Consider the following 26,517-nt stretch of genomic DNA (forward strand, 5'->3'; position numbering starts at 1 on the left):
ATGCCACCTTCCCTTCTCTAATTATTTCAATGAACCTATATTGGCTTTCTTATAGTTCAATTCATTCTTTGCATGGCGCAACATTGTTTCAACTTGTTCGTATTGACCTTTGGGATACCAAATTGCGGTAATTCCAAGCCCTGCAAGTTCAGCATTTCTTTTTGCAATTTCCTCATGAGTATCTGGCGCTTGTTCGATGGCAAAGTGTTGCGGGAAAGCACGATCACCGGCATTTGCTTTCACTTCCTTAAAAACTTGAATTGTTCTGTCATTTTGAAGGCTACAGCCAATAAACAACAAACTACTATTTTTAAAATAATAACGAAGCATTTTTGGAATCGGTTTTTCGAAATCAAGCTCATGCTCACCGTAAGCTTCATCATATTGCGCTTTACCAAGAATACATTGTTGAGGTTGTTTAATATCACCATGTAATTTTAATAAGGTGACTTTGGTTGGGTCTGGTTTATCCATTGCAGATGTACCATTAATGACTTGGACAAAAGGCTCTGCACCAGTGTCATACACTTGTTCCAATAATCGATCATAGTTAGTCGTGATCAGGGTATCATTAAATAGCTCTGAGATTCTTAAGGTTAAGTCTTGTACGCTTCCCGTTCTACCAAAGACATCTCGAATTTCTTGCGCAAAGACATCACGACCAAGGTTGTTTTCTATATGTTCAATCACTTCTTCAAATTGTCCTTGTGATAACCAAGTTTCCACTTGTTCCGGTGGAATTCCAGCGGTGCGACCTTGTTGACGTAAATGATTAGCCCAAGTTGGAAACTCGCCACCAACAGAAATGCCAGCCCCAAGAAAAGGCACAACCATTTCTTCTTCTATTCTTTCGACTAATTGATTAAACCGTTGTTCGTTCCGTTCAAACCAATGCTCGCCATTTTCTGAACCAAATTTCTCATTAAAGTATTCCTTACCCAAAACTTGGTCACGATAGTCAAGTCGATAGGCTCTTAGTGCTTGCTCATAAGCTTCCCTATCACCAGCATAAAAAGCTTTACTTGGATGTGACAATTTACCAATACCGAGGGCTTCCAATAGATTAGATGCAACTTCTGAATCACCATTATCTATCCATAGATTAAAGTCACTAAAAAACTCATAAGTATGATGTTCATCTTCTTTGCACCAGTTGTCGAGTAATTCAGCCATCTCAATTTCCTTTTACATAATAGCTTGTTCGACCAAAGCATCAGCTAGGTTTGACTGGGCGTCTTGAGCATCAGCTAGGCGCACTTTAAGCTGATTACAAAAAACCATTAATTCACCCACTAATTTAACTAACGCATCTTGGATATCCATGGGGGGAATAATTATGGGAATGCTTTCAACTATCTTTTTGCTTATTTTTGGCATTGTTCCTGAAGTCCCAGTCATTCGCTGCCACATAAAACTACGTGCAGAGGGTGATTTTAGCCAAAGCGAAACATACTCGGAGCTGGCTTCCTCGGAGACTCTCAACTTCATCATCAAATCAGGATAAATTACATTTTCCAAATCGCTATCTATTAATACATTCGAACCAACGAAAATATGTGAATTACCACGTTGCAGAAGAATATCGCCAGCCTTTAACCACAAATGAGAATCTTCATCGATATCAATATCGACAAATTTAACTTCGCCCATATTCAAAGTTCCGTAGCTAGTTGCACCGAGCCTAAGTACTTTATATGGAGTATCAATAGGAGATTCTTTGGGAGAAAGTCCATTTCTAGGACCAAAGGAAAGGTATTCTTTAAGTACTCCTTTTTTTGCTATCGCAGTAAAAGGAACCAATTTACCAGATGTGGCAAGCTCTAAGATGGCTTTTTTTAATTGTTCTATGCTACTTTTGGATGTGAAGAGCGTATCGAAGTGCTCTGCTAAGCGCAGCCAGTTATTGGTGAGTTCTTGATTATTGGCGGATTGGGTTAGGGTATTTAACAACACCTCAACCAATTGTTCATGCGCGGTAATACTGTTAGTTTGTTGTGATTCTAATTGATCGCAGAGCGACATTAGTTCGTCGACTTTGGCTACTATGCGGTGTTGCTCGGCAAGAGGTGGAATAGCCATGACCAGTGGGTTCAATTTACCTAAAGAAATATTCGCTATATTAGTCGTCTGACTTGCACTGCCAATTAAAATACTTCTAACCGCAGGTGCTCGTAAAAAAAGCATAACGTAAGTAGAATTTAGTAACCGTGGCCTTAGTACGGCCAAGAAACCGCCAAAAGAAGTTTTCATTGCCGGTTCGCGCTCAATTATTGCGACTTTCCCTACTAATTCTCGGCTATTAGCCATCGACATCACAATGTCGTTTTGATGTATATATTGGTCATCTCTTTTTACGAACTTTTCACGGATAAATAATAAATCTTCCCATTCGATTTTGTCTTGAACATTTGTAGTTCTTAAGCATGCTGCCCTTCCAGATTCTGGCACCTTTGATTTTTCGCTTGAGGGAAAAGTAATTCCCCTTACAATATCTACAACATTACCAAGTCGAACACATGACCAAGAGCGTGGTGGTTCATACAAAATCTCGTTACTACTAATTTCTGGCAATGCTTTAGGGCTTTTAACAACCCCTTTCCTGATCAACTTTGTTTTTTCTTTTGCAATTTTTTCAAGCAACACCGAAGCAGGTTCGTCTTTAGGATCTTGTGGCACTAATAGCCCACGCACCGCCAATTCCAAAATCAACTCACGCAGTTTTTTAATCCCATAAAGCTCAATTTTATTACTCGAACCACGCCCTTGAGAATTTCTTTTTTTTATCGCCGACGACCAAACATCAATATTCTCTGTTATTAATTTTTCAATCGCCGACATTACTGCACACCTTTGTCAGCTAAAGCTTCTGCCAGAATATTTTTAAGCTGATCGCGTAAATCTTTAATCTCCGCTTGCTGTTGATTGTAAGTTGCTAGCAATTCTTCCGGATCATGATTAACTTGCTCACCAACATGCGGATTTTTAATATCCAGGTTGTAATTACGTGCAACAATATCTTCTAGGCTTACCTTCCAGGCTTGTTCGGTTTCTACGCGTTTTTTAAAACCGTCAGCTTCATCGCCCCACCAATTGCGCTCGGTTTCAAACTCTTCAAACTGCATGGGTTTGGTTTTGTTATAACTGCTCACACCTTCTGGGTATGGGTGCTCATAAAACCAAATGTGTTTGGTGCCGGGCTGTTCTTTTTCTGGAACTTTGGTAAAGAATAAAATATTGGTTTTTATGCCGGTATATGGCGCAAACACCCCATTAGGTAAACGCACAATGGTATGTAAGTTACATTCGTTCAGTAGCTTTTCTTTTAAACGGGTTTTCATGCCCTCGCCAAATAAAAAACCATCGGGTAAAACCACGGCGGCGCGACCATTCTTTTTCAGTAGCTTAATCACTAAGGCCATAAACAAATCGGCGGTTTCACGGGTTTTTAACGTGGCGGGAAACTGGTTCTCAACACCGTCTTCTTCCATGCCGCCAAACGGCGGATTAGTGATAATAATATTCACTCTATCTTTTTCGCCGTAGTCTTTGTAAGCACGACGACTCAGCATATTATCATGTTCAATCTGAGTGGGAATATCAATACCGTGCAAGATCATATTGGTGGTACAGAGCATATGCGGCAAGGCTTTTTTCTCGACGCCATGAATACTATTTGCCAACACTTCTTCATCTTTACTTTTCTTAACGTAGTTAATGCGCTTGTGATCAATACTGCACGCTAAAAATCCACCAGTACCACAAGCAGGATCAAGCACGCTTTCTTTTAGTTTGGGGTCAACCCGGTCGACAATAAACTTGGTGACTGCACGAGGCGTATAAAACTCACCGGCATTACCCGCGCTTTGTAAATCTTTTAAAATTTGTTCATAAATGCTACCAAAGGTATGGCGGTCTTCGGTGTTGTTAAAGTTGATCTCACAAATTTTATTGATCACTTGCCGCATTAAAGTGCCAGACTTCATGTAGTTGTAGGCGTCTTCAAAGATATTGCGGATCACCAAAGCGCGTTGGACTTTTTTCTTGGCCTCTTTATCGTCCGATGCAGTTTGAATGTTGAGTTTTTCTTTCAAGGTTGGAAACAACTGCAAGTTAACAAAATCACTTAATTCGTCCCCAGTCATGCCTTCTGCATCGGCTGCCCAGTTGCGCCACCGCAAATGCTCAGGCAAAGGTGATTGGTATTTGTCTTCTAACAGTTCAATTTCTTCTTCTCGGTCATCGTAAATTTTTAAAAAGAACATCCACACTAACTGACTGATACGCTGTGCGTCTCCGTCGACACCCACGTCTTTACGCATAATGTCTTGAATCGATTTAATAATACTGCTGACGTTACTCATTAATGTTCCTAATTAGTTTATTTCTACTGTGATGTGTTTATTACGATTATTATTTACAATGTTTGCTTAAACAGTTCTTGCTCTAAATCTTGCACGGCTTGTTCATAATTGGCTTTGCCGCCAAATACATCGTTAATTATTTCTACTGGTGTGCCCATACCATCAAATGGGTTTAGCTTGAGCACTTTGGGGTTTTCAATGGTCACTACACCTTCATCTGCATATTTATCAAGCAAGGCTTCCAAAACGGCTCTCGCCTGATCACCATATTTGGTAAAGTAATTACGTTTTTTGACGTTATTAGCACGCTCGGCTCGGGTGAGTGGCGGCTGATCATACGCGATATGACAGATAAGATCGAAGTCGCCGTAATCTTTGCCGACTTCTTGCGCCAGTTTGGACAGTTCAATACCGTATTCGGCCAACTCTTCAATAATGGCCGCTTTCTTTTTGCTGGTATTCCACTTTTGAATGAATTCATCAAGCGAGGCAAATTCTTTCAGAATATTTTTTCGGCTGTAGTCTTTATAGCTTTCAGTCACCATTTGACCATCTTCGCCCAAATATTCAACCCGTTCAGATAGAATACGAACGTCGACCCCGCTCACTCGCACCTTATATACACCTTCCGGCCCGTCTACGTCATCACCATCATCTTCTCCCTCACCAGGTTCTGGATCGGGCGGTACTGGATCGTCATCGTCTTTCGGTTCGTAGATAACAACCGGATCACCATCAAAATCGGGATCTTTAAAAAGCTCTGTCGCTTTTTTAAAATCCATTATGGTAAAAAAGTATTTATTTTGCTCTTCATCAATACGTGTGCCACGGCCTACAATCTGTTTGAATGAGGTCATGGAGTTAATATTTTTATCTAGTACTATCAATTTGCAGGTCTTAGCATCAACCCCAGTGGACAAGAGCTCTGATGTGGTTGCGATGACCGGATACTTACTCTCTGGATCGATAAAGTTATCCAGCTCTGCTTTACCTTCAACGCTGTCGCCGGTAATTCGCATGACATATTTGGTATTTTCTAAGGCTAAATGACCGGCGGCATTAACAATGGCTTTACGCATACGCTCAGCGTGATCGATATCTTCACAGAATATAATGGTTTTAGCATAGGGATCGGTCGCCTTAAGTAGTTGCATCACCCGCTTGGCGACCAGCTTAGTTCGTTGGTTAAGTACCAGAATGCGATCCATGTCGACCTGATTGTATTCACGTTGCTCAATCTCATTGCCCAGATCATCTTTCATTCCAGGCGGAGGCACCCAACCAAGGATGTCTTTATCAATATCGATACGCACGACTTTGTAGGGTGCTAAAAAGCCATCTTGAATGCCTTGCTTAAGGGTGTAGGTATAAACGGGCTCTCCAAAATAAGTAATGTTTGAGGCGTATTCTGTTTCTTTGGGCGTGGCCGTAAGACCGAGTTGGATAGCGCTATCAAAATATTCAAGAATCTCACGCCATGCAGAATCATCTTTGGCGCTGCCGCGATGACACTCATCTATAACAATTAAATCGAAGAAATCGGGCGACACATTTTTAAAGATTTTGTCTTCTTCATCTGGCCCTGTAAGTGCTTGATATAAACCAAGGTAGACTTCGTAAGAGGGGTCGATTTTTCGATTCTTGATTTTGGTCATCACTGAACCGAAAGGCTTGAAGTCATTAACCAAGGTTTGGTCGGCGAGAATATTTCGGTCGACCAGAAACAAAATTCGTTTCGCTTGTTTAGCTTTCCATAAACGCCAAATTATTTGGAATGTGGTGTAGGTTTTACCTGTACCGGTTGCCATAACCAATAATAGCCGTTTTTCACCTTTGGCGACTTTCTCAATAACACGATTAATGGCTTCAGCTTGATAGTAGCGCGGCTCCTTGCCAGAACCATCCTCAAAATAAGGCTCAACAACTAGTTCTTCGTCTTCATCTTCTATTCCACGAAAGATTTTATAGCGTTGCCACAATTCACTTGGTGATGGGAAAGCATCGAGCGCAAACTCTGTTTCTATCTCTTCATCAGGCTTTGGGACTTTGTTATGAGAGGCAAATGCATCACCATTTGAACTAAATGTGCTAGGGACTTCTAAGATATCGGAGTAACCAAGGGCTTGTTGCATCCCTGAACTGACGGTGTGGTTATTATCTTTGGCTTCAATTACCGCAATTGGCACACCTTTTTCCTTTTGCAGTACATAGTCAGCAAACTTCTTCTTCTTTTTATTACGAGACGATAGATTGCCGCGCACAATTACTGGCCCTGGGGTCAATGTCACTTCGCGGCGAATTTGGGTCATTTCATCCCAGCCGGCATCTCTTATGGCTGGTGTGATAAATTTTGCTTTGATATCTGCTTCGCTGAGTTCTTTTTTTTCTTTTTGGTTCATAACATCATTCGGTTAGTGTTTGTTAAGAATAAGAGTCACGCTTACTTTTTAATCTAAAGTTCAACATGTAAAACACCTAAATAGAGTGCAGATTTAATTCGTTAATGATTATAAGCTATACCACATAATTTGCGACTTAACAGACGTTATTAATAGTTTTTTAACTCTTAGGGAAAAAGCAAAAACTTACCCCCCTCGATACAACCCGCCCAACTGTAACTCATAAGTCAGTCTATTAAAATTTTTACATTATAGGAAGTCATAAAGCAGCTTAATAAAACAATGATAAATGGCAGGAAACAGTAACCAATAGCAATGTTTATCTGACGGTTTTCCATTTTCCTTTATCTTATCTATCACTATCGCCACATCCTTTTCCTTTCCGACCTGACATAACATCAGAGCTAATATTCAAATATAACATATTGGCAAAATACCAGCCTATTGGCTAATAAACAAGCAACCAATAAACTCAAATTGAGATTTAAAATTCTTAACTGATTCATTTTAATTCATACTTAAAATAATTAACTTGGACGGACTATGTCATTCTGTTGACTGTTAAAAGTTAGATTGAGCCGTACTTATAACAGTTGTAAGTTTCGCGAAGTCAAAAACAATATTAATAAGGATCTTGGCGTTGCTATTGATGAAGAACCGACGCAACCGGCCAATAGAAATTATGAAGTTGGTGCCATTTGTTAATTCCCAAATTCCAATAGACAGATACCTTAGATTCTACAATTACGACACGGCTTTTATCCGAGTGCGCAATACATAAGATTGTATTGATTTTTGTCGATTTAACTCATTTACCCGTCGGGCTAATTTTGCCATTACTGTCGCACTCTCGTGTACTTAAAGTGTTGAGAACACAGATGAACACCAGCAAGCCTCTTAACAAACGAATTCACCAAACAATTATTACTCAGAAAGTCAGAAATCAAGCGAATGTTATAAAAATCAAAGGGCACGAAGATACTTTCCGAAGGCTTTTAAGAATGCTACCCGACATAACCTCTGGAGATTCTAACAACATTGAAGGCCAAGCAGCATTTATCTATTTTAGAACACTGTTTGGCAATAATTTTAAAAGACGTCAGGAATCTATAGAGAACAGCGCTTTGAACTATGCATATACAATCGTCCGCTCACTATCGCTCGTGCAATCGTCGCGAATGGTTTACTCCCGGCTCTTGGTATTTTTCACCATAATGAGCAAAACGCTTTTAATCTAGCAGATGATTTAATTGAACCGTTCAGACCTATTGTTGATTTCCAAATATTATTATTGCTTGAAAAAAGAAAAAGTAATAGTGAGGAATTAACTCTAGAAATGAAACAAGAGATTACTCGCTTGTTGGGAACAGATATTAGTTATTCACTTGATTCAAAAAATTATTCGAAAGCTAGCTTACTAGCAACTACGGAGATCCAAGTCAAAAGCCTAAATCGCTGTTTTGCCAAAGCGAATGCGTCAGAGCTAGTTGACATTATTCTTGAGTGTGATGAGTAAAAGAACAAGACGATTTATGAGATTAATAGTCTTTTTTGATTTACCGACTAAAACCAAAAAAAAATAAAAGGGCTTATGTTCTTTTCAGACGCTTCTTATTAAAAGATGGTTATGATATGTTGCAGTTTTCAGTTTATGGCAGAGTTGTAAACGGATTTGATGATGCAGAAAAACACCTAAAACGCCTGCAAGACTCTTTACCGCCTGCTGGCTCCGTCCGATGTCTAAAAGTGACTGAAAAGCAATTCACTAAAATGTTAATCCTTGTCGGTGATACGTCATTACAAGAAAAAGTAGTGACTCAATCTCAAATGCTGCTGTTTTAGACACAGTTTTCAAGAGAAAAAAAACCACAGAAACCTTTAAAATAAAGGCCTCTTAGGGAGCATATTATAGCTTTCCGGGGTGAGAGAGGAAATTACAACTACACAGTTACTAAAGCAACATTGCTTAAATTGTAGAAGTTCAAACCTGATCAAACAGTTACCAGTTTGTACGGATGCCCGGTCAGATTATTTTGAAGTGTAGTAGCTCAGACTTGATCTGACAGTTACCCGTTTTTCAAACGGTATCTGTTAGTTTAGATTTGAGCTAAATTCTTTTCAGCCCAAATCAGTTTACCATCAAGCAAAGTTTCTTTTGGCGTTCTACCGCAACACATTTTACCTTGATGAGTTCGGTCATTGTTATAGTATTCCATCCAAAAATCCAGATCTTTTTGCAACTCCTCCATCGTCGAGTAAAGTTTTTTGCGAAACGTCACCTGATAAAATTCATTCAAAATCGTTTTATGAAACCGCTCACAGATACCATTGGTTTGCGGTGACTTCACTTTTGTTTTTGTATGGTCAATATCATTGTTGGTCCACATCTTCGGGCGCTTCACTCACGGTAAGGGAAGGCGTAACAGGCGCTTGCATAATCGGGGCAGATGGCGTGTTCTTATTGTTGGAAATAAACAGGTCAAGGTTTCTGACCACGTTTTTCCCTTCAATTTTCACATCAAAAGAATAATTGACAGGCTCAGCAATTCCGTCGGTTTTGCTGGAAGCAACCCCACCGACCGAACCCGCTTGGTCACCAACCGACTTGCTAAAGTTGGAACCTTAAGGCACGCTGGCACACCATTGATATTTACAGATTTAAGTAGACCTTAGCCTTTATTGATAACCGACTGGCTAATATATTTTACCAGCGTTTACAGTTCTTCAAATTTAACCCCTGTCAAATAATTATCTTCAATGGCTTTTTTAAATTGTTCGCTACAATAAATAGTAATAAAATTACTAACACCCAATTTAAACAAGTGAACACCGTTAAGCAATTCACTTTTAAAAACATACTTTTTAGCGCCCGTCACCTCCATTAACTCATCAACATAATAAGTTGTTTTTTCTCTATCTAAAGCCATATCCATTTTTTTTACTACGTTTAATACATACCAAGTATCGTTTTCATGCTCTAAAGGCAGTAATTCATCTTCATAACTTAAATAGGGCATTAATACTTTTTTTGCTTTTTCAGAAAGTACTAATGTACTTCTTAAACTGACAATATCAGGTATGGATTGTTTACCTATATTATAATCTTCAAGCTCTCTTAAATAGACAGGCATGCTGATCCAATCATCTTTTCTAGGTTTACCATGAAAATCTAATGCCCCTCTCATTTCTAAAATAGCATTTTCATCGGTTTCAGTGGGATAGAAACTTTTATAATCTGTTGTATTAGACTGAACTGTATAAATTGATACCACTACCAATTCCTCGCATTAATTATTTCCCCTTCTTTATAGGGGAATTGACCTTGTTGTACTCGCTCATTCAACTTTTTTAAAGTTTTGATCACTTCTTTTCTTGGGTTCGACTGCGTTAGATTATGCTGTAATAAAATAACCACATTCCTATAGTATTGACCAGTATGAACTGTTCTATGAGCTGGTGCATTAGGCATAATTTTATGCGGGACATTTCGCTTAAAGTTAGGCAACCATACGCCATTAATTGGCATGTCAATGCGGATCCCTAACCTAGCTAATATTATACGTGCTGCTCGTGCTTGTGGATGATTACCACTAATTAAAGCATGGGGCTCAAACTCTTCTGCTGGCTTGGCATAGCCACTTGCATTTAAAAAACGTCCCAGTCGGGCAGAATCGTGCTTTTCTTTTAGCAACTCTATATCACTAAGACTATGATTTTCATAGCGCTCTAATTCTTCAATAGATGCTTGGCGATACTTACTTAAAGCTAAGTGATAAATCCAGTTAGTTCTGTTTAATGCTTCGGCTTTATCTTGAGTTGTGATTTTGACTAGCTCACTAATTCCTATACGAAGTTCACTTTCATTAAGCTGTATGACTTCCAAGTTGCCATTAGTCACTTTTTCCACTCTTTGCCTCTCATTATTAGTACATACTCTGTGAGCTGGATTCTACATGAAATTATTGAAAACACAATTGAGTTGCAGCGACACTTTCTTTTCGGGCAAACATATCTCACATTTGTAATACTTAAAACAAATAGCTAATTTTATCCTGTATCGCTTTCCTTCTACCACTTTTCAAGTTTCGTTGAACACCACTGTTTCGCGACTCTTTTCAATGCAAAATACTGATTCTTTTTTAAATCCAAAGCGGTTAATACTTCAACTGCATGACCATAGTTAATGAATTTATTAATTCTTCCTCTGTAATTTTCAGTTTTAAACAGTTTAACCATAATTCTAAATCAGCAATGGCACTATCTACTTTTTTAGAGAAAAGAATAAAGTCTTTCGGTTGACTCTGATTGACTAATAATTTTCTCATTGCTTTTTCATAACTCATGATAAAGACCTCTATCTTTAAAGCGTTTTCTTTATCCCTTTTTGACAAAGTTCATATTGCTTTTTTAATTCCTCAAATAATTGTGTGACATAGCTAAATAGGTTTATTATGGCATAATACACAAATAACTTACCCAATAGCATTTCACCAACACGTTTTGGCTAATAAAAAGAAACATGGCTTAACCTCTGAGGAAACAGGTAAACACTTTGACATATCAATGCGAAGTCTTCTACGATGGAATAAAAATCTTGAACCTTGTACGAGAAAAAATAGATCCAGCATAAAGCTTTGCATGGGTGCACTGAAAAAAGATGTTAAAACCGGACATCATTGAAAAACAGTGGATATTAAAAAGTTAAAAGTGGGAATAACCCAATCAGTCGAGACCAACTTTAGTCACGAAAGAATTTTATTGTATTGACATTAAGGAGGCGTCCATATATGTGCCCATTCACAAGCCCATGTTGTCGCGAATACCATAAATTAAGTATGGCTCCATTGATTTCTTTCACGGCATAAAGCTCTAATAATATCAATAAATTAAATACATCTACTATTGCAACTAGCACTTCATAATAGACAGCAGACGTCACTCACCCAAAAAAACTTAAATTTAATGACACTTTTTCAGTCTTTTTTTCGCTTTTATAGATAGGAATTAAAAAAGAATGAAGTTAAACTTAACTATTGTACAAATAATCCTGTACAAAAAAGAGGCTAAAAATGAATATTGTTAAAACGACTTTAATAAATACTAGTCGCTCAATCACTAGCGCTATTTTTCTGCTCGCTTTGTTTAATCAGGCTGAAGCCATCGCATCAACAGACGACTTGCTATTTACCACACAGGGACAAAGCCTATTTAGAGGGAAAGATGTTGATGAAAAAAGTTTTACTGTTAATCTCTTTGAGCCCTACAACTCAAAAGGGATCGAAGGCGAAATAAAGCAAGTGACACAAGAAGTACCTTTACCAACATTACAAAGGGCTTGGCAAAATGCTATTGATACTTGTACAGATTACGTGTATGACTTACCTAGTCCATTACCCGATGTGTCTCCATCAAAATCGGAATGCATAACCGGCCAAGTGAAACGGACTTACTGTGTTAATGCATTATTAAAAGTTAGATTGAGTAGTACCTATAACAGTTGTAAGTTTGGCGAAGCCAAACACAATATTAATAAGGATCTTGGCGTTGGTATTGGTGAAGAGCCGACACAACCTGCCAATAGAAATTATGACGTTGGTGCCATTCTCACTTATGAATCAGATATTAAACTCGGATTTGAAGGAAAATTTAAATTAGATCCTGGTTCGGTAGATGTGAGCTTTGGTGCCAAGGCAACTTTAACATTAAATAAAACCGCTGCTGATAGCGGAGAAACAATTCAATTAACTTCGAGTTACCAACTTACTGATAATTATCACCTAACGTCGCGCTATCCCAATTTAGACTTTTCTTTAGGCACTTTTGCTGGGGCCAAGATCGACGTTGACTTGGAATATGCAGGTGTTGACTATGATTCTGGGGAACAAGTTAGAAAAACCATAGCGGTCTATCATGCTGACTCTTTAAATAGTGAAATAGGTATACTTGATGTTGATGGACTCGTCAGGTTTGCAGACACAGAATGGTTGGGATTAAACTTAAGCCCATCAGGTGTTGAGTTTAGAGTGGCAGAACACAATGCAACGCTTTTTGGTAACCAACTCTATTCAACTGAATTGGTCATGCCTGGGATCCTACCTGGCTCTCCCGTGTCACTTTCATTTGGTGATTTAGCAATTCTCACACCGTCTTTGAATACACCTGTTGAAACTGATTTTTATTGCGGTATTTGTGAACCGCTAACTGAGTTTATTGATGCCAATAATACCATTCACAATACTACACCCGTAGGGACTCGAGAACTTTTAGGCGGAGTAACGGACGGTAATACTTTTGCGTTGCCATTTACCAACAACGGTATTCATGACACAGACTTATTTCGGCTAGATTGGGATGTTGACTTCATGACGAGTTTAATGGGAACACCACTTGGAATTATTGTAACAGGACCAAAAGTTTTTAATATCAAGGGACATAAGTTGATTACGTCTTATCAAATTGAAGGTAATGCGATTGACTACGATGTAGCCTCTTTTTGGAGTATGCAGCAACATTTATCATTTGCTCCTAACCTAAAAGTGACATTGAACTTTAATCAAGCAGTTTCAGTAAAAACTGAAACAATGGATAATTTTGAAGTCATGACTCAAATAAAAATGCCAGTAGGTGATACTATCGATATTATTCAACCAGCAAGTGATTTAAAAATAACTCCCGTTTATACATTAAATGAAAATGAATTTATTAATGATAGTCAACTCGTTTTAACACCAGCTATTCAAGAAAAATTCTTAAACCTTAAATTTTCAGGACTTTATCCTGATATTGCTTCTGCAGCTCTCGGTTTTCCCCTAGACTTTGTTGCTTTATCGCTTACACCACAATTGTCAGATCCTATTTTAATTTCTCAATTTGACAAAACCCCGGTTAGCTTAGATGGGTTTGTTGATATTACCGGGCAACCATTGAGTGTAACTTTTGATCCAACAGGCAGTGGAAATGGGAACGGTAACAATGATCAGAATAGTGAAAGTTCTGGCGGTGGTAGTTTGGGAGTATTCATGTTAATACTATTGGTGAGCTTAAAACGCTTCATTCGTTTTCAGCTTAAGGTAAAGCCATGTTTTGAAAATCACTTTAAAACTAGTCTGCAACTAATAAAAAACAGCTAAGGAGAGCATTGTATTAACTCTCTAATAGGTCTTTTAACCAGGCTTGGGCAAGTTTTAAGTCGCGTCTGATAGTCGCTTTAGAAACATTGATATAAGGGGCGATTTCCTCAACGCTTAGTCCACCAAAATAGAATAGCTCAATCACTTGAACTTTACGAACATCGTACTTTTCGAGTTTTTCAAGAGCTTCTTCAAGAGCTAAAAGTTGTAGGTTTGCGTCAGGTTGTGCAAGTAAGCTTTCGTCCAATGAAAAATGTGGGAGCCCACCTCCCCGTTTTACTGCCGATTTGCTTTTTGCATGGTCCACTAAGACTCTGCGCATCATTCTAGCTGATAACACATAGAAGTGCTGTCGATCTTGCCAGTTAATATCAGCAGAAACGAGCTTTTCGAAAGCTTCGTTAACTAATGCCGTTGGTTGAAGAGTATGGCAAGCACTTTCATTGTTAAAAGCTCTTTTTGCAATTTTCTTTAGTTCGCTATAAATGTAAGGAGAGAGTTCGTTAAATGCATCAGGATCTCCGTTTCTTGCTTTATGTAAAAGCGTTGTTATTGGCTGTTTGTTGTTTTCATCAACCGTATAACCTTTGCTCATACTAAGAGTCCTATGATGAGGTTTATTTTTGACTATTATAAACGATTCAAAGTGCAGTGTCGTCTGCATACTCTTGACAAAGTTCGAAGAACTGTCATGCTTTTTTAAAAATATATAAGAATTCAAGGATTAGTCGAGTAAAAATGAGGGGATCTACTAATGAATAAAAACGACTGGCGTGAATTAGAGAAGATTTATGATGAACTCATTCTGTTACCCGAGATTGAACAGCACCGTTTTATTCAAGAAAAAACGCAACAATTTCCCCATTTGGCTTCCCAAATCGAAAACCTGTTAAATCCAGTTGATAACTTCCTGTTAAAAGATATCATTGCAGAAAACGCTGCCGAATTAGTTCGCACAGAAGTTCCTGAGTGGGTCGCTGAAATTGAAAAATACCGTGTAAAATCACTGATAGCTAAAGGCGGTATGGGTGACGTATATTTAGGTGTAAGAGTCGATAATGAATTTGAACAACAGGTTGCGGTAAAAATTCTTTCTACGCACTTAAACAACGAAGCCAGCAAATTACGTTTTTTACGAGAGCGGCAGATCCTGGCAGACTTTCATCATCCCAATATTGCCAGATTACTTGATGGTGGAACCAGTAAAGAAGGAACACCCTACCTTATCATGGAATATATTCAGGGAGAAGCAATTGATCAATATTGCGATCGACATGCACTATCAATTGATGATCGTATAAAGTTGGTTATAAAAATTTGCAATGCAATTAGCTACGCTCATCAACAGCTCATTGTACATCGTGATATAAAACCCAGTAATATTTTGGTTAATGCTCAAGGCGAGCCTTTCTTATTAGATTTTGGCATAGCGAAAACATTGAGCGAATCAAAGCAGTATTCAAAAGAAATTACGATTACTCAAAATCGAATGCTAACGCCAGAAATTGCCAGCCCAGAACAAATTATGGGCCAACCAACCACTCCAGCCACAGATGTTTATGGACTAGGTATTTTGTTATACCGCTTGCTGAGTGGTTGTTATCCATTTACGCTTTCCAACAAAGAGCCATCAACCATTTCGAGTTATCAACAATTAGAAAGACGCATCTGTACATCACCACCACCACGCCCGAGCAAAATTTTACTCAGTCTAAAGAATGAGAAAACTGCTGAATTTTGCCTGCCTATTGAGGCACATGCTAAAAGCCTCAAAGGTGATTTAGAAAATATCATTTTAAAAGCGCTTAGAAAGCAAGCTGCTCATCGTTATGCGAGTAGTCAAGCTTTGGCTGATGATTTAAAACGTTATTTAAATCACGAGCCGGTTTTAGCGAAACCCCAATCAATCGGGTATGTTACCAAGAAGCTCATCCAGCGTCATCCATTTGGTTCAATCACTAGTGTAGTTGTAATTTTTACGCTGATAATAACAGTATTTTTCTACACCATTCAGTTAAGGCAACAAAGAGATATTGCACAAAAACAATTGGCAACAGCAAAAACAGTAACCCAATTTTTAGTTGATAGTTTTCAAATTGCGGATCCAGGAGAATCAATGGGCGATAAAATTACTGCCAAACAAATACTGGATCAAGGAGCAGCTCGAATAAGTGGTGAGTTTGATATTATTCCCGAGGTAAAAGCAGAAATGCTGTATGTTATTGGTCAGGTATATTTGAGTATCGGAGAACTAGTTCGAGCAAGAACATTACTCGAAGAAGCTGATGAAATTGCGGGAAATATATTGGGCGAAAAAAGTGAAAAGAAATTACAAATTCAAACAGCACTAGGTCGTCTTAGCGCATATCAAGGTAATCAGCAAGAATCTAAAAAGCGTCTATCGAAAGCACTGCAAATTGCTTTGAAAGAATATCCTGAATCCCATCTATTACCGGGAGAAATTGCTAATGCATTAATACCGACGCTTCAAGGGTTGGAAGAATTTGAACAGCTTGAAAATTTATTGGCCGAAATGATTACAAGATATTCCAAAATACTTCCCGAATGGCATCCCATAATGCTTAAATTAAGAACAGGTGCTTATAACTTAAATTTAGTACGAGGCAGTTTATCAGAAGCCTTAACACAAGCGAGCTTTGTCTTTGAAATTAGTCGAAAACATTATGGCGAAAAACATCCCTTAACCATTCAAACACAGTTTCGTTTAGCAAAAATCCTATATAAAGATGGTCAACTCAAAAAAGCAAAATCTATTGCTGAAACGGCCTACCAAAATAACCGTCAAATATTTGGAGAAAAACATTATTCTAATATTTCAATATTATCTTCTCTTGCTGGTATAAATGGTGAATTGTTTGACTCCCAAGCGTCGATCAAGAATAACGTTGAACTCATTCAAATTGCAACTGCTTATATGGGAGAAAAATCAGGCATGGTTGGTGATGGTTATAATAGCATTGGATTAGCTTATCAAGATATTGGCAATTTTGACAAAGCCATTGAGGCGGTCAAAAAGTCTATCGAGATTAATACGGCTAATTTAGGCGAAACGAGTTTAGAAGTGGCTATCAACCATACTAATCTTGGAGCTATCTACATGGACAGCCAGCAGTTTGAATTGGCTGAGAAGCATCTTTTGAAAGGTCTAGAAATAAAAGAAAATGTCATCGGAAAAGATACTGACACGACAGCTTATAGTTACAATCACATTGGTACAATGTACACCAGAATTAAAGAGTGGAAAAAAGCAAAAATTTATTTAGCTAAATCGTTAAGCGTTAGAGAAAAAATAAATACAGCCCACTCACCTCATTTATTAGCACAAAAGGCAAAGCTCGTAAGAGTTATGATAAAACTGAAAGAATTTAAAAATGCTCAGATGTTAATGGATGAAACCATCCAATCAGCAGGTAATATCGATAATCAACATATCGTGCCCATGTATTTTATTCGGCTCGTCGAATCTATTCTAATCGCAAACCTTTCAAATTGTGAATTAGCATTGGCTAAATATAATAAAATCATACATGATGCAGAGAATAACATAAAAAACATTCCAAGTTTTCTGCATAGAATCAATGATGTTAATGAAATTTGCTTAAAAACAAAATAAGGTAAAGTTGGTGATAGCACTACAACTAAAAGTAATCACCGACTTTTTAATCACTATATTTTCTGGGCTATATTTTTCATCAAGAAGACTATCAGTAAAACATAAAAAGCATACTATTTTTTAATCGCTAATGCCCCCGAAGGACAAGCATTAACCGTTTTTTGAATAGCATCTTCTGAAGCACCATTTTGAATAATAATGAGTTGTGATTTCTCTACCTTAAATACTTCAGGAAGAGTTTTAACACATTGACCATTATGCCTGCATTTTTGACTATCGAAAGTAATTTCCATCCTAGTTACTCACCATTTTGTTAAAAGAATCGCAAGGCTACTATGGGCATACCACTAAGTAAAGTTTAACTACAGCTTACCTTATACAAAAACCAGTTTCAAATTTACCACTTAGTACATGAACACAAAACAATAATATTTTAAATTCAATTACCCTTAAGTAAATAAAGTTAACCGCCTATAATCTTGCATTTATTAACAACAATTCATTTTCCTAACCATTAAATTAATTTATCTTATAACACCAACCTTTTAACTTGTTTTATCCTACTGAACAAATGTAGTTTCTGATACTGACTATAAAAGCGAACCTTAAAATAACCGTAATGACAGCGCATCTAAAACGATTCTGGCAAAAAACAGTTCGATTTTCCAGTAAATTAAAAAAACGACTCCCTTATGACTCAAGCAACCATATATTTTAAATAAATTGTAAAAAATACAAACAAGTAATACTTTTTACTGAGTAATGCTTTAAACCTAATCAAGTTTAATGATGTTTTTTATCCAAAAGCCTATAAAAAAAGAAATATCTCACTCGTTTTAAAATTGGCATCGATTCTGCAAGATTATGTATGTTTTCATTTAAATCATTAAAAGAGGAACTTATAATGGCAACAGTTAATATATTAAGTACTGAACCCGACAAACTAAAATTAGATGCGGGTATTACAAAAGATAATCGAAAACAACTCGCCAATAAACTATCAGAAGGTTTAGCTGATAGCTATTTACTTTATCTTAAAACCCAAAGCGTTCATTGGAATGTAGTAGGACCAATGTTTTACAGCTTACATAAATTAACCGAAGAACAATATGAAGATATGGCAACAGCGATAGATGAAGTTGCCGAAAGAATCAGGGCTATTGGTTATACTGCACCAGGTAGTTTTAAGCAGTTCGAACAACTGACGTCAATTAAAGAAGAACCTGACAACCTTAACGCAGAGGAAATGTGTAAACAACTAATGCAAGATAATGAAATTATCGCTAAGCGGTTGCGTTCAGCGGTTTTAGAAGCAGAAAAAGTCAATGATGTTAAAACCGCTGACTTACTCACTGAACGAATAGGTCAGCATGAGGAAAATGCTTGGATGTTACGAGCACTTATATCATAGATTTCAAATACTCGATTTAATCAATGACCATTAACAATAAGCTTGCACTCTCGCCTTTGAGAGTGTAAGTCTCACATTTCATAAAAGATTGATTCACCATCCTTTAGGTTCACTATGACAAACAATGATACATCAAACAAAATAATTACAGATAATCAAAAGTCTCATGCGCCATTAGAAAAACCTTTTAGTAAAATAATTTCACCATTTCAAAAGTTTATTAACAGCCAGTCAGCATCAGGCATTTTATTACTCGTTACAGCAACTATTGCTCTCATTTGGTCAAACTCACAATATAGCAATTTTTATTACTCTCTTAACGAGATGAACTTACAAATTTCACTTGATCAATGGGAAATTAATCATTCACTAAAACATTGGGTTAATGATGGGTTAATGGTCTTATTTTTCTTTTTACTTGGTATGGAGATCAAGCGAGAAATATTAGTTGGCGAACTTAAAGATATTCGACAATCTATTTTCATACTTATAATAGCATTAGGTGGAATGATTATTCCTGCATTAACTTATTTGCTAGTTGCATTTTTTATGGAAAGCGATGCAATCCAAGGATGGGGAATTCCTATGGCAACAGATACCGCTTTTGCTCTTGGCTTGTTGGCGTTATTAGGTAGTAAAGCACCTCGTAGTGCTGCAATTGTACTATCAGCATTAGCCATTGTAGATGATATTGGTGCAGTCTTAGTGATCAGTATTTTTTACACTGAAAACATCAATTTTGATGCATTAAAATTTGCCTCACTGACACTGAGCGCGCTGTTTATTTTTAATTTACTTGGGATTCGACGTCCTCTTTTTTATTTGTTTGGTGGTATAGTTCTTTGGTGGTTTACCTATCATTCTGGAATACATACAACAATAGCTGGTGTTTTAGCTGCACTAATGGTTCCAACAAGGCCTTACCAACAAACAAGTTGGTTTATTCGTTATGCCAGGCAATTATTAACTCGTTTTGAAAAAATAGATAACCATGATAAGTCAATATTAGAAATCCAGAAGCAACATGAGATCACTGAAAAAATTAAGCAAGCGGCTTCGCATACAACCACACCTCTACAGCATTGGACAAGCCAACTAGAAAAGCCAGTCAGTTTGTTTATCATTCCTATTTTTGCATTTTTAAATGCAGGTGTTACCATTCCAGACCAATTCACAGAATCACTTTTTTCTCCAGTATTAATGGGTGTAAGTTTTGGGCTTATTATCGGTAAGGTTATTGGCATTAGTCTGTTTGCCTGGATTAGCATTTACTTTAATTGGGCAAATATGCCCAAAAATATCAACTTTACACAACTCGTCGCATTAAGTTTTTTAGCTGGTATAGGGTTTACTATGTCTCTATTCATTGCATCTTTAGCATTCAGCAATCACCCTGCTTTACTATTAGAAGCAAAACTTGGTATTTTATTAGGTTCATTAGTTGCTGGCATAATAGGCATGAGCTTATTTATAATTTCCTCCTATCGTAAGAAAGAATAAATTACTTAATTTTCACATATGTTCTGCTTTCAACTCATAACAAAAACACAAACAAGTCTCTATATAACATTTTATTCTATCTCTGCAAATTGACTATCAACTCTCGAGTTATTAACAAAAAACAATTATCAGTAATTTTTCACAAAAAACTTCGACAAAAATTTAATTTATTTTCACTCGTAATTAAAATATAAAAAAAATAAAAATAACCGAAAACTAATTATTATTAAAAACAATTACATTTAAAAACATAAAAAATTTTTTTCTTAAACGATAACAGCATACTTACAATAATATGATAACGAGATACAAAGCATCTCTTTTTGAAATTTTAAATTTGAACAAATGTTTGTGTGTAATATTCACTAGTTTAAAAATAAAACAACACCTAACATAAAAGAAATCCGAGATAGCTTCTCGGATTATATCAAAACAAAAAAACAACTTTATTGAAATTTAAAAAACAAAAGTGAGAAAACACATGAACAAATACAATATAAAAAAACCTTCCATAAAAAAATTAATACTTATCGGTAGTTTATTAACAGTCAGTTTTTGCACACAAGCAAATGATAATTCGTTAACAAGTTTAAATGAAAATCAACTCAAAAAGTCAAACATAATATACCAATATGATGAAGTGTTTGGTTTTGACATTCAAAAATATTTAACCCAGAATGCACCACATTTAGCGCCCTACGCAGAATCAATCTCCCATATGTCTGGCGAATCGACAATTAGTCCCAAAATACTGATTGCGTTAATGGAACATCAAACAGGATTAATTTCATCAGTAGAAGTGAATGATAATGAACTATCTACACCTTTTGGTGTTCTGTCACAAAAATATGGCTTTATTGAACAGTTACGAGATGTCGCTGAACGACTTTCAAAAGCATTTTATAAAGGGCATTCATTTGAAGAAACCGGAAAAAATCAAAAGTTCACAACTGATGCCGATGCCCAACGCGCGATCCAAATGATATTTTCTTATGGCTTTGAGAGCAATGAATTACAGCCTGGCTCTAAAGAGCAATTAAATTCATTTGGAAAAGTTTTTTATAAAATGTTTCCCCAAGCAATTAATACCCCAAAAGAAAAAAATGCTTCAGCAATTACAATGACAGCGCCTTCTACAAGCCTACTTCAACTTCCTTATCCTCGTTCTTCAACTTGGTATATTGGTGGTTCTCATACCTCTACAGGCAGTGGCAACTGGCCTCAATCATCACTCGACATGAGTAGTGGTAGTGGTGGTTGGGGTAGTAACACTTCTAATAAATGGGTTTCCGCTTCTGCAGCAGGAACAGTCAAGGTTCATTCGAGTTGTAGTATGGAAATATTTCATAGTGGTGGATGGTCGACAACCTATTATCATTTATCAAATATTCGATATAGTAATGGCGCTTATGTCAGTAAAAATGCTGCGATTGCTAATTATGCGAACAACAAGAACCAAGCATTATGCAATGGAGGTCAATCAACAGGTCCTCACCTACATTGGTCGCTTAAGCTAAATGGACAGTACTATCATTTAAATGGCGTTACCGTTTCAGGCTATAAAATAAAAACAGGGCGATATAGCTATGATACAAATTGTAACTATTTTCAATTATCTAAAAACGGTAATTACTGGTGTGCTGGCAACTATTACAACTCTGGTAGTAGAAGATATAGTACAGAGCTAAAAGCTTCTGGCAGCTCAATGACAAATCATCGAGATAATGAAATAAATAGTGAATTATTTAGCTCAAAAATAAACTTATAACTGAATCAGTTTTATGCTTTAGCATTCAGTTTACAATTGGTAAAGCTGAATATTTTATTGATAATCTTTCTTTTCTGAAGTTTAGATTGATTAATCAGCTTAATGAAAAAAACCGATGAAATCATTCATCGGTTTTTTATAAGTTGAAAAATTATTTATCAATATTATTAATGATAGTAAAAACAATTAATTTAAAATTCATACTTAACACCTAAGGTGTAAGTACGACCTATTGCATCATAAATATTTGAGCCCATTTGAAGTCCAGGTAGCATTTGTGGACCTTTATCTGCCAAGTTATTAATGTTGGCATAAATTTCAGCACTTTCGCTGATAGAGTAAGCTCCCCGTAGATTAATATAAAGAACAGAATTAACATGATTTCTATGGTACAGACGCTCACCACTATCTGATGGTAAACTAATTCGACTACTTCCTATATAATTGAAAATCACACTAGAATTCCAATCTTCTTGTCGATAAGTTGTACTCAAATAAGCACGAGCTTTAGGACTACCCTGTACATTAACACCCTCTAAAACTTCATCAGGTTTTTTTTCATTTAACACTTGATCACGTTGACCGTAATAACTACCAACAAAGTTAAATAATAATGAACCAGTATCAACATCAATACTATAATTCATTTCTAAATCAAAACCATTGGCATTAAGTGTTGCAACATTAACCTGCTGGTTAACCAAGCGAGAAATTTCATGAGTAACAGGATCCCGCTCTTGTAGCGCACAGAAAGTATTTGAAGTCATGTCTGAAAAGTCATAGCAACTGTTTAAAATTTCATTATTGCTTGGTGATGAAATCGCATTATCGATAACAATATCCCAATAATCTAAACCAATAGAAAATCCTTCAAATGGTGTGTAAACAATACCAGCGCTTGACGTAGTCGACTCTTCAGCTTCTAAATCTGAATTTCCTGAAGTGTAAGTTGGTGCTTCTCCTCCATCATGAAACGAAATCCATCCATCAGGGATCCCTAAAGAAGCACAGTTTTCAGCACGCTGAGCAGGATTTGAGCCTAAATTAATATAAGTTGCAGAACAAGGATCATTTATTTTAACTGGCTGAATAACCAATGGCTGAAATAACTCTCCAATATTAGGAGCTCGAACAGCTAAACCATTGGTCGCTCTAAAACGAACTTCATCATTGATTACCCAATTCAAACCCAACTTATATGCTGTTTGACCACCAACGGTACTGTAATCAGAATATCGAGCCGCCGCTTCAAATGTTAACTCTTTTGCAAATGGTGCATCACTGATTAATGGAATAAGAATTTCACCGAAAACTTCTGAAACATCGTACTCTCCAGCCTCACCAAGTTGAGCGCCACCATAATAAGTATTAAAAAGGATACCATGTCCGGCATCATCTTCTAAGGTTAAATCATGGTCAACCGTCGTTTCACTTTCTTCTTTTCTGTATTCAAGACCAGCAACAAATTGAACTGTACCAGCATCTAACTCAAACAAATCACCATTGATGCTAAAATTAGCAACCGACTGAGTTAATTGACCACGTGTTGCATTGTTATCATTAACCCAAGCAGCAGCTTCAGGAGAAACAGATTTATATCCAAATGGATTTATTGGTACACAACCATTACTGGTATCGGCACATACAATTCCACCGTTTCCATCGCTTACAGCATTAATTCCTTGCATGAAGCGATCAACATAAGCAGTATGAGTTCTTAGCTCAACATCAGTTTGACCATGTTGCACACTAAATTCATATTCAATACTGTCGGTTAATAATCCACTAGCGCCTAACACAATTTGAAAAGTATCAAATTTATTTTCAATTGTATTATCAAAACCATCATAAGCTTTGTTAACAAAAACACTGGTAATTCCGGCGTCATCCATAGCTGATGTAATATCAGTATACTGTGCAAGATATGGATTATCTCTCTGAATTTCTGCTAATGGTCCATAGTACCCGTCAGATAAACCTCCTTGATATTTACTGTTACCAACGGTTTGAGAATATTTTAAATTAGCAAAGAGTTCATGTTCTCCAAAATCATAACTAGTAACAACACTAGCAAGAGCTCGCTCAGTTGGTACACTTAGATAATCATAATCATGAGTTTTAAATGAATCACCACCTTCACAAACAATAGCGCCCTGGCAGTAACCGACATTAAAATCACGGTTTGAGCCATCAGCATTAAAAGTTTGAGTTGGCAGCGCGCCAATGTTAGTAGAGTGCCAACCAAACTGAGATACATAACCTTCTCGGCTTAATGGACTAAACCCAATATTGTGACCTAAGCGCAGCATTGGCATATTATAACCAGGCGTATAGCTTTCTGAATTTATCCAACTCAGTTCCTCATACGACCACGAACGATCCAACGCCATAACACCTTCTCGATCAGTTACGTCTAACGAAGCCATAACATTTCCTCGACCACCAGCAAAAGATTTTCCGCTTAATAAGCTAACCGTTGTTGTTTCACCATCACCTTCACTAGCTTCACTATACTTCACATCTGCTTTGAAACCATCATATGACTTTTTCAAAATAAAGTTAATTACACCAGATACAGCATCAGCCCCATAAACAGCCCCAGCCGCTCCGGTAATAACTTCTACTCGTTCGATCATTTGTACAGGAATACTACCAACATCAACAGATGTATTACTCAAAGAACTACCGACGTGACGACGACCATCAACCAAAACAAGAGTACGCTCTCTACCTAAACCACGTAAGTTAGCTAACTCTAAACCGGCTCCTGTATCACCAGTACCACCAGAACCACTTCTTGCTCCAACACTTCCTGCAATTGCAGGTAAACTGTTTAATATATCGCCCGTATTAGTAAAACCTAACTGTTCTATTTGCGAAGCACTTACAACAGTTGTTGGTACTGGAGCTGCCGCAGTCGAGCGTTGTAATCGAGAGCCTGTAATTTGAATTACTTGTTGATCAGCCTCATCAGAATCTGAACTCTTTTCTTCAGCAAAAGCTGGTGACACTGACATGCTGAGTATGACAGCCAGACTAAGTTTCGAATATTTAAAATTCATTTTTTCCCCTTTAATTCATTGATATTACTACAACGACTCACCGCTTTATTATTACCTTTTATTGAAAAACTGATTCGCGAAAAGTGGTTAAGTAAAAAAACCAAACACCTAGATAAACAAAATCAGAATCAGGACTTTATTAAAGATACAACTCTGAGATTAATCAAAAGATACATAGCAAGATTTTTAAAATCAAACCAAAATAATTGATGGAATCTTTATAGAAATTAGAAGAGCTCTAACATTTATTGTATTCAACAAATATTCAAGAGAATTTTTTTAATTTTGCATTTATTTTCTGATAGAGTAATACAATTTTTTAAATTAAATTAAGATTAACAATTAACCTAATTCAATAATTTTTTAAGAAAAGAACAAGAATAAATATACTTTTTATCAAAAAAAATAGATTGATATCTTTCTGTTTTTACTGCTGTAAAGTAGTACTATTTCCTTTTAAAACAAGCGTTAAGTGAACAGTCAAATATTTTTGTTATTAATTTTAGTTTTTAACAACAAGCAAAAAAGTTATTTTTTTGATTATTTATTTAATGCCAACACAATAAAACATTTAACTAAAATTTTAAAATCATTAAAACTCAAAACAGTCAATATTTTCTATTGATAAGTGCAGATATTTAGATCGTGAATTCAAATTAACTTACATTTTTTAATTAATAAATATCAAAAAAACAAGTTTTCTATTAAAACTCAGCTTTGCATCAAGCTTTTCTACTATTAGAAATTGCTAATTAAAGATAAAGAAGTATAAAAAATTAGATACTTTATAAGATAGAGTATCTAATTCTATTGCTTGGCTTAAACGAATGACATATTCATTATTTTTAAATAATATACAAAATCAATTTTTAATTTGATACTGCACTATATCATTACTATATAAAGTTAAAAGGAAGCGGTAGTGTTAAACATTTATCTTATCAGATACGGTTTGCAACATTACTTGCATTTCATCATCGATTTCATGAGGCTTAACTTTAGATATGATATTTTGTAGCACTCTAATTTCATTTTGATCAATTACACCGTCCCTTTCTGCAATTTCTAAAATTTTTCCTAATTCACTAGCATCAAGTTTTCCATCATTAGTGAAACACTCAATAGAACGAAAAGACATTTCCAAGTAGTCTCGTGATTCTTTCATATATTTTTCTCCATAGTTTTTATTTTAACAATTAAGTAATAATTATCCTTTAAATAGACACAATGATTTAAGCTAAAACGTATCAAA

Annotated in this window: 19 protein-coding genes and 3 pseudogenes; 9 read left to right on the forward strand and 13 right to left on the reverse strand. The window is 36.4% G+C overall.

Annotated elements, in window-relative coordinates; translation table 11 throughout:
• Positions 1-21: 21 nt before the first annotated feature.
• Genes ACT5E3_RS21455 through hsdR form a run of 4 tightly spaced genes read right to left on the reverse strand, consistent with a single transcriptional unit; the run spans position 22 to position 6,760 of the window.
• Entirely contained in the window at positions 22-1,173 is a 1,152-nt protein-coding gene (locus ACT5E3_RS21455) for an SIR2 family NAD-dependent protein deacylase (RefSeq protein WP_444995609.1), read from the reverse strand.
• A 12-nt stretch (positions 1,174-1,185) separates the two neighbouring features.
• Positions 1,186-2,838, reverse strand: a complete 1,653-nt coding sequence (locus ACT5E3_RS21460) for a restriction endonuclease subunit S (RefSeq protein WP_444995610.1) — start codon at positions 2,836-2,838, stop codon at positions 1,186-1,188.
• Positions 2,838-4,361 carry an N-6 DNA methylase gene (locus ACT5E3_RS21465; protein WP_444995611.1) on the reverse strand — a complete coding sequence of 508 codons (1,524 nt, stop codon included), beginning with the start codon at positions 4,359-4,361 and terminating at the stop codon, positions 2,838-2,840. Before ACT5E3_RS21465 ends, ACT5E3_RS21460 begins: the two co-directional genes overlap by 1 nt.
• 53 nt (positions 4,362-4,414) lie before the next feature.
• Complete coding sequence (gene hsdR, locus ACT5E3_RS21470) at positions 4,415-6,760, reverse strand: EcoAI/FtnUII family type I restriction enzme subunit R (protein WP_444995612.1); 2,346 nt, start codon at positions 6,758-6,760, stop codon at positions 4,415-4,417.
• A gap of 782 nt (positions 6,761-7,542) precedes the next feature.
• Between hsdR and cas1 the strand changes: the two genes are divergently transcribed.
• The 4 genes and pseudogenes from cas1 to cas2 all read left to right on the forward strand — a co-directional run bounded on the left by cas1 (position 7,543) and on the right by cas2 (position 8,602).
• Positions 7,543-7,998 carry a type II CRISPR-associated endonuclease Cas1 gene (gene cas1 / locus ACT5E3_RS21475; protein WP_444998619.1) on the forward strand — a complete coding sequence of 152 codons (456 nt, stop codon included), beginning with the start codon at positions 7,543-7,545 and terminating at the stop codon, positions 7,996-7,998.
• A pseudogene (locus ACT5E3_RS21480) lies at positions 7,977-8,027 on the forward strand (hypothetical protein); the annotation flags it as partial. The gene cas1 and the pseudogene ACT5E3_RS21480, both read left to right, overlap by 22 nt.
• A 69-nt stretch (positions 8,028-8,096) precedes the next feature.
• Positions 8,097-8,276, forward strand: coding sequence for a hypothetical protein (locus ACT5E3_RS21485; RefSeq protein ID WP_444995613.1), 180 nt, complete (start codon positions 8,097-8,099; stop codon positions 8,274-8,276).
• Positions 8,277-8,311: 35 nt separating this feature from the next.
• The gene (gene cas2 / locus ACT5E3_RS21490; RefSeq protein ID WP_444995614.1) at positions 8,312-8,602 is read left to right on the forward strand and encodes a CRISPR-associated endonuclease Cas2; all 291 of its coding nucleotides are present in this window, start codon (positions 8,312-8,314) and stop codon (positions 8,600-8,602) included.
• Between the two features lie 254 nt (positions 8,603-8,856).
• Here the strand turns inward: cas2 and ACT5E3_RS21495 are convergent.
• The 5 genes and pseudogenes from ACT5E3_RS21495 to ACT5E3_RS21515 all read right to left on the reverse strand — a co-directional run.
• Positions 8,857-9,135: pseudogene (locus ACT5E3_RS21495) on the reverse strand (integrase core domain-containing protein); the annotation flags it as partial.
• Positions 9,131-9,322, reverse strand: a pseudogene (locus ACT5E3_RS21500) (PAAR-like domain-containing protein); the annotation flags it as partial. The pseudogenes ACT5E3_RS21500 and ACT5E3_RS21495, both read right to left, overlap by 5 nt.
• Positions 9,323-9,474: 152 nt before the next feature.
• Positions 9,475-10,032, reverse strand: coding sequence for an imm11 family protein (locus ACT5E3_RS21505; protein ID WP_444995615.1), 558 nt, complete (start codon positions 10,030-10,032; stop codon positions 9,475-9,477).
• Entirely contained in the window at positions 10,032-10,667 is a 636-nt protein-coding gene (locus ACT5E3_RS21510) for an AHH domain-containing protein (RefSeq protein WP_444995616.1), read from the reverse strand. Before ACT5E3_RS21510 ends, ACT5E3_RS21505 begins: the two co-directional genes overlap by 1 nt.
• 247 nt (positions 10,668-10,914) lie before the next feature.
• The gene (locus ACT5E3_RS21515; protein WP_444995617.1) at positions 10,915-11,103 is read right to left on the reverse strand and encodes a hypothetical protein; all 189 of its coding nucleotides are present in this window, start codon (positions 11,101-11,103) and stop codon (positions 10,915-10,917) included.
• Between the two features lie 726 nt (positions 11,104-11,829).
• On the opposite strand from ACT5E3_RS21515, the gene ACT5E3_RS21520 reads away from it, so the two are divergent.
• The gene (locus ACT5E3_RS21520; RefSeq protein WP_444995618.1) at positions 11,830-13,890 is read left to right on the forward strand and encodes a hypothetical protein; all 2,061 of its coding nucleotides are present in this window, start codon (positions 11,830-11,832) and stop codon (positions 13,888-13,890) included.
• Positions 13,891-13,903: 13 nt separating this feature from the next.
• On the opposite strand, the gene ACT5E3_RS21525 is transcribed toward ACT5E3_RS21520, so the two are convergent.
• Positions 13,904-14,485 (reverse strand): ECF-type sigma factor, encoded by a 582-nt coding sequence (locus ACT5E3_RS21525; protein ID WP_444995619.1) that lies wholly within the window; start codon positions 14,483-14,485, stop codon positions 13,904-13,906.
• Positions 14,486-14,644: 159 nt separating this feature from the next.
• Between ACT5E3_RS21525 and ACT5E3_RS21530 the strand changes: the two genes are divergently transcribed.
• Positions 14,645-17,524 carry a protein kinase domain-containing protein gene (locus tag ACT5E3_RS21530; protein WP_444995620.1) on the forward strand — a complete coding sequence of 960 codons (2,880 nt, stop codon included), beginning with the start codon at positions 14,645-14,647 and terminating at the stop codon, positions 17,522-17,524.
• 113 nt (positions 17,525-17,637) lie between these two features.
• Here ACT5E3_RS21530 and ACT5E3_RS21535 read toward each other — a convergent pair whose 3' ends face one another.
• The gene (locus tag ACT5E3_RS21535; RefSeq protein ID WP_444995621.1) at positions 17,638-17,817 is read right to left on the reverse strand and encodes a (4Fe-4S)-binding protein; all 180 of its coding nucleotides are present in this window, start codon (positions 17,815-17,817) and stop codon (positions 17,638-17,640) included.
• A gap of 611 nt (positions 17,818-18,428) precedes the next feature.
• On the opposite strand from ACT5E3_RS21535, the gene ACT5E3_RS21540 reads away from it, so the two are divergent.
• The 3 genes from ACT5E3_RS21540 (at position 18,429) to ACT5E3_RS21550 (ending at position 22,203) form a co-directional block, all read left to right on the forward strand.
• Positions 18,429-18,935 (forward strand): Dps family protein, encoded by a 507-nt coding sequence (locus ACT5E3_RS21540; protein ID WP_444995622.1) that lies wholly within the window; start codon positions 18,429-18,431, stop codon positions 18,933-18,935.
• Positions 18,936-19,049: 114 nt separating this feature from the next.
• Positions 19,050-20,435, forward strand: a complete 1,386-nt coding sequence (gene nhaA / locus ACT5E3_RS21545; RefSeq protein WP_444995623.1) for a Na+/H+ antiporter NhaA — start codon at positions 19,050-19,052, stop codon at positions 20,433-20,435.
• Positions 20,436-20,916: 481 nt separating this feature from the next.
• Positions 20,917-22,203, forward strand: a complete 1,287-nt coding sequence (locus ACT5E3_RS21550) for a peptidoglycan DD-metalloendopeptidase family protein (RefSeq protein WP_444995624.1) — start codon at positions 20,917-20,919, stop codon at positions 22,201-22,203.
• Between the two features lie 191 nt (positions 22,204-22,394).
• Here the strand turns inward: ACT5E3_RS21550 and ACT5E3_RS21555 are convergent, their stop codons facing one another.
• A complete protein-coding gene (locus ACT5E3_RS21555) occupies positions 22,395-25,265 on the reverse strand; it encodes a TonB-dependent receptor plug domain-containing protein (protein ID WP_444995625.1) in 2,871 nt (956 codons plus the stop codon).
• Positions 25,266-26,190: 925 nt separating this feature from the next.
• Entirely contained in the window at positions 26,191-26,430 is a 240-nt protein-coding gene (locus tag ACT5E3_RS21560) for a hypothetical protein (RefSeq protein WP_444995626.1), read from the reverse strand.
• Positions 26,431-26,517: the final 87 nt, after the last annotated feature.

The sequence above is a fragment of the Aliikangiella litoralis genome (assembly GCF_052495765.1).

Coding starts and splice junctions, on each gene's coding strand:
- ACT5E3_RS21555 (WP_444995625.1), bottom strand. CDS start 25,265: ATGAATTTTAAATATTCGAAACTTAGTCTGGCTGTCATACTCAGCATG.
- ACT5E3_RS21455 (WP_444995609.1), bottom strand. CDS start 1,173: ATGGCTGAATTACTCGACAACTGGTGCAAAGAAGATGAACATCATACT.
- ACT5E3_RS21540 (WP_444995622.1), top strand. CDS start 18,429: ATGGCAACAGTTAATATATTAAGTACTGAACCCGACAAACTAAAATTA.
- ACT5E3_RS21550 (WP_444995624.1), top strand. CDS start 20,917: ATGAACAAATACAATATAAAAAAACCTTCCATAAAAAAATTAATACTT.
- ACT5E3_RS21525 (WP_444995619.1), bottom strand. CDS start 14,485: ATGAGCAAAGGTTATACGGTTGATGAAAACAACAAACAGCCAATAACA.
- ACT5E3_RS21560 (WP_444995626.1), bottom strand. CDS start 26,430: ATGAAAGAATCACGAGACTACTTGGAAATGTCTTTTCGTTCTATTGAG.
- ACT5E3_RS21535 (WP_444995621.1), bottom strand. CDS start 17,817: ATGGAAATTACTTTCGATAGTCAAAAATGCAGGCATAATGGTCAATGT.
- ACT5E3_RS21485 (WP_444995613.1), top strand. CDS start 8,097: ATGAAACAAGAGATTACTCGCTTGTTGGGAACAGATATTAGTTATTCA.
- ACT5E3_RS21515 (WP_444995617.1), bottom strand. CDS start 11,103: ATGAGTTATGAAAAAGCAATGAGAAAATTATTAGTCAATCAGAGTCAA.
- ACT5E3_RS21465 (WP_444995611.1), bottom strand. CDS start 4,361: ATGAGTAACGTCAGCAGTATTATTAAATCGATTCAAGACATTATGCGT.
- ACT5E3_RS21520 (WP_444995618.1), top strand. CDS start 11,830: ATGAATATTGTTAAAACGACTTTAATAAATACTAGTCGCTCAATCACT.
- hsdR (WP_444995612.1), bottom strand. CDS start 6,760: ATGAACCAAAAAGAAAAAAAAGAACTCAGCGAAGCAGATATCAAAGCA.
- ACT5E3_RS21530 (WP_444995620.1), top strand. CDS start 14,645: ATGAATAAAAACGACTGGCGTGAATTAGAGAAGATTTATGATGAACTC.
- ACT5E3_RS21460 (WP_444995610.1), bottom strand. CDS start 2,838: ATGTCGGCGATTGAAAAATTAATAACAGAGAATATTGATGTTTGGTCG.
- nhaA (WP_444995623.1), top strand. CDS start 19,050: ATGACAAACAATGATACATCAAACAAAATAATTACAGATAATCAAAAG.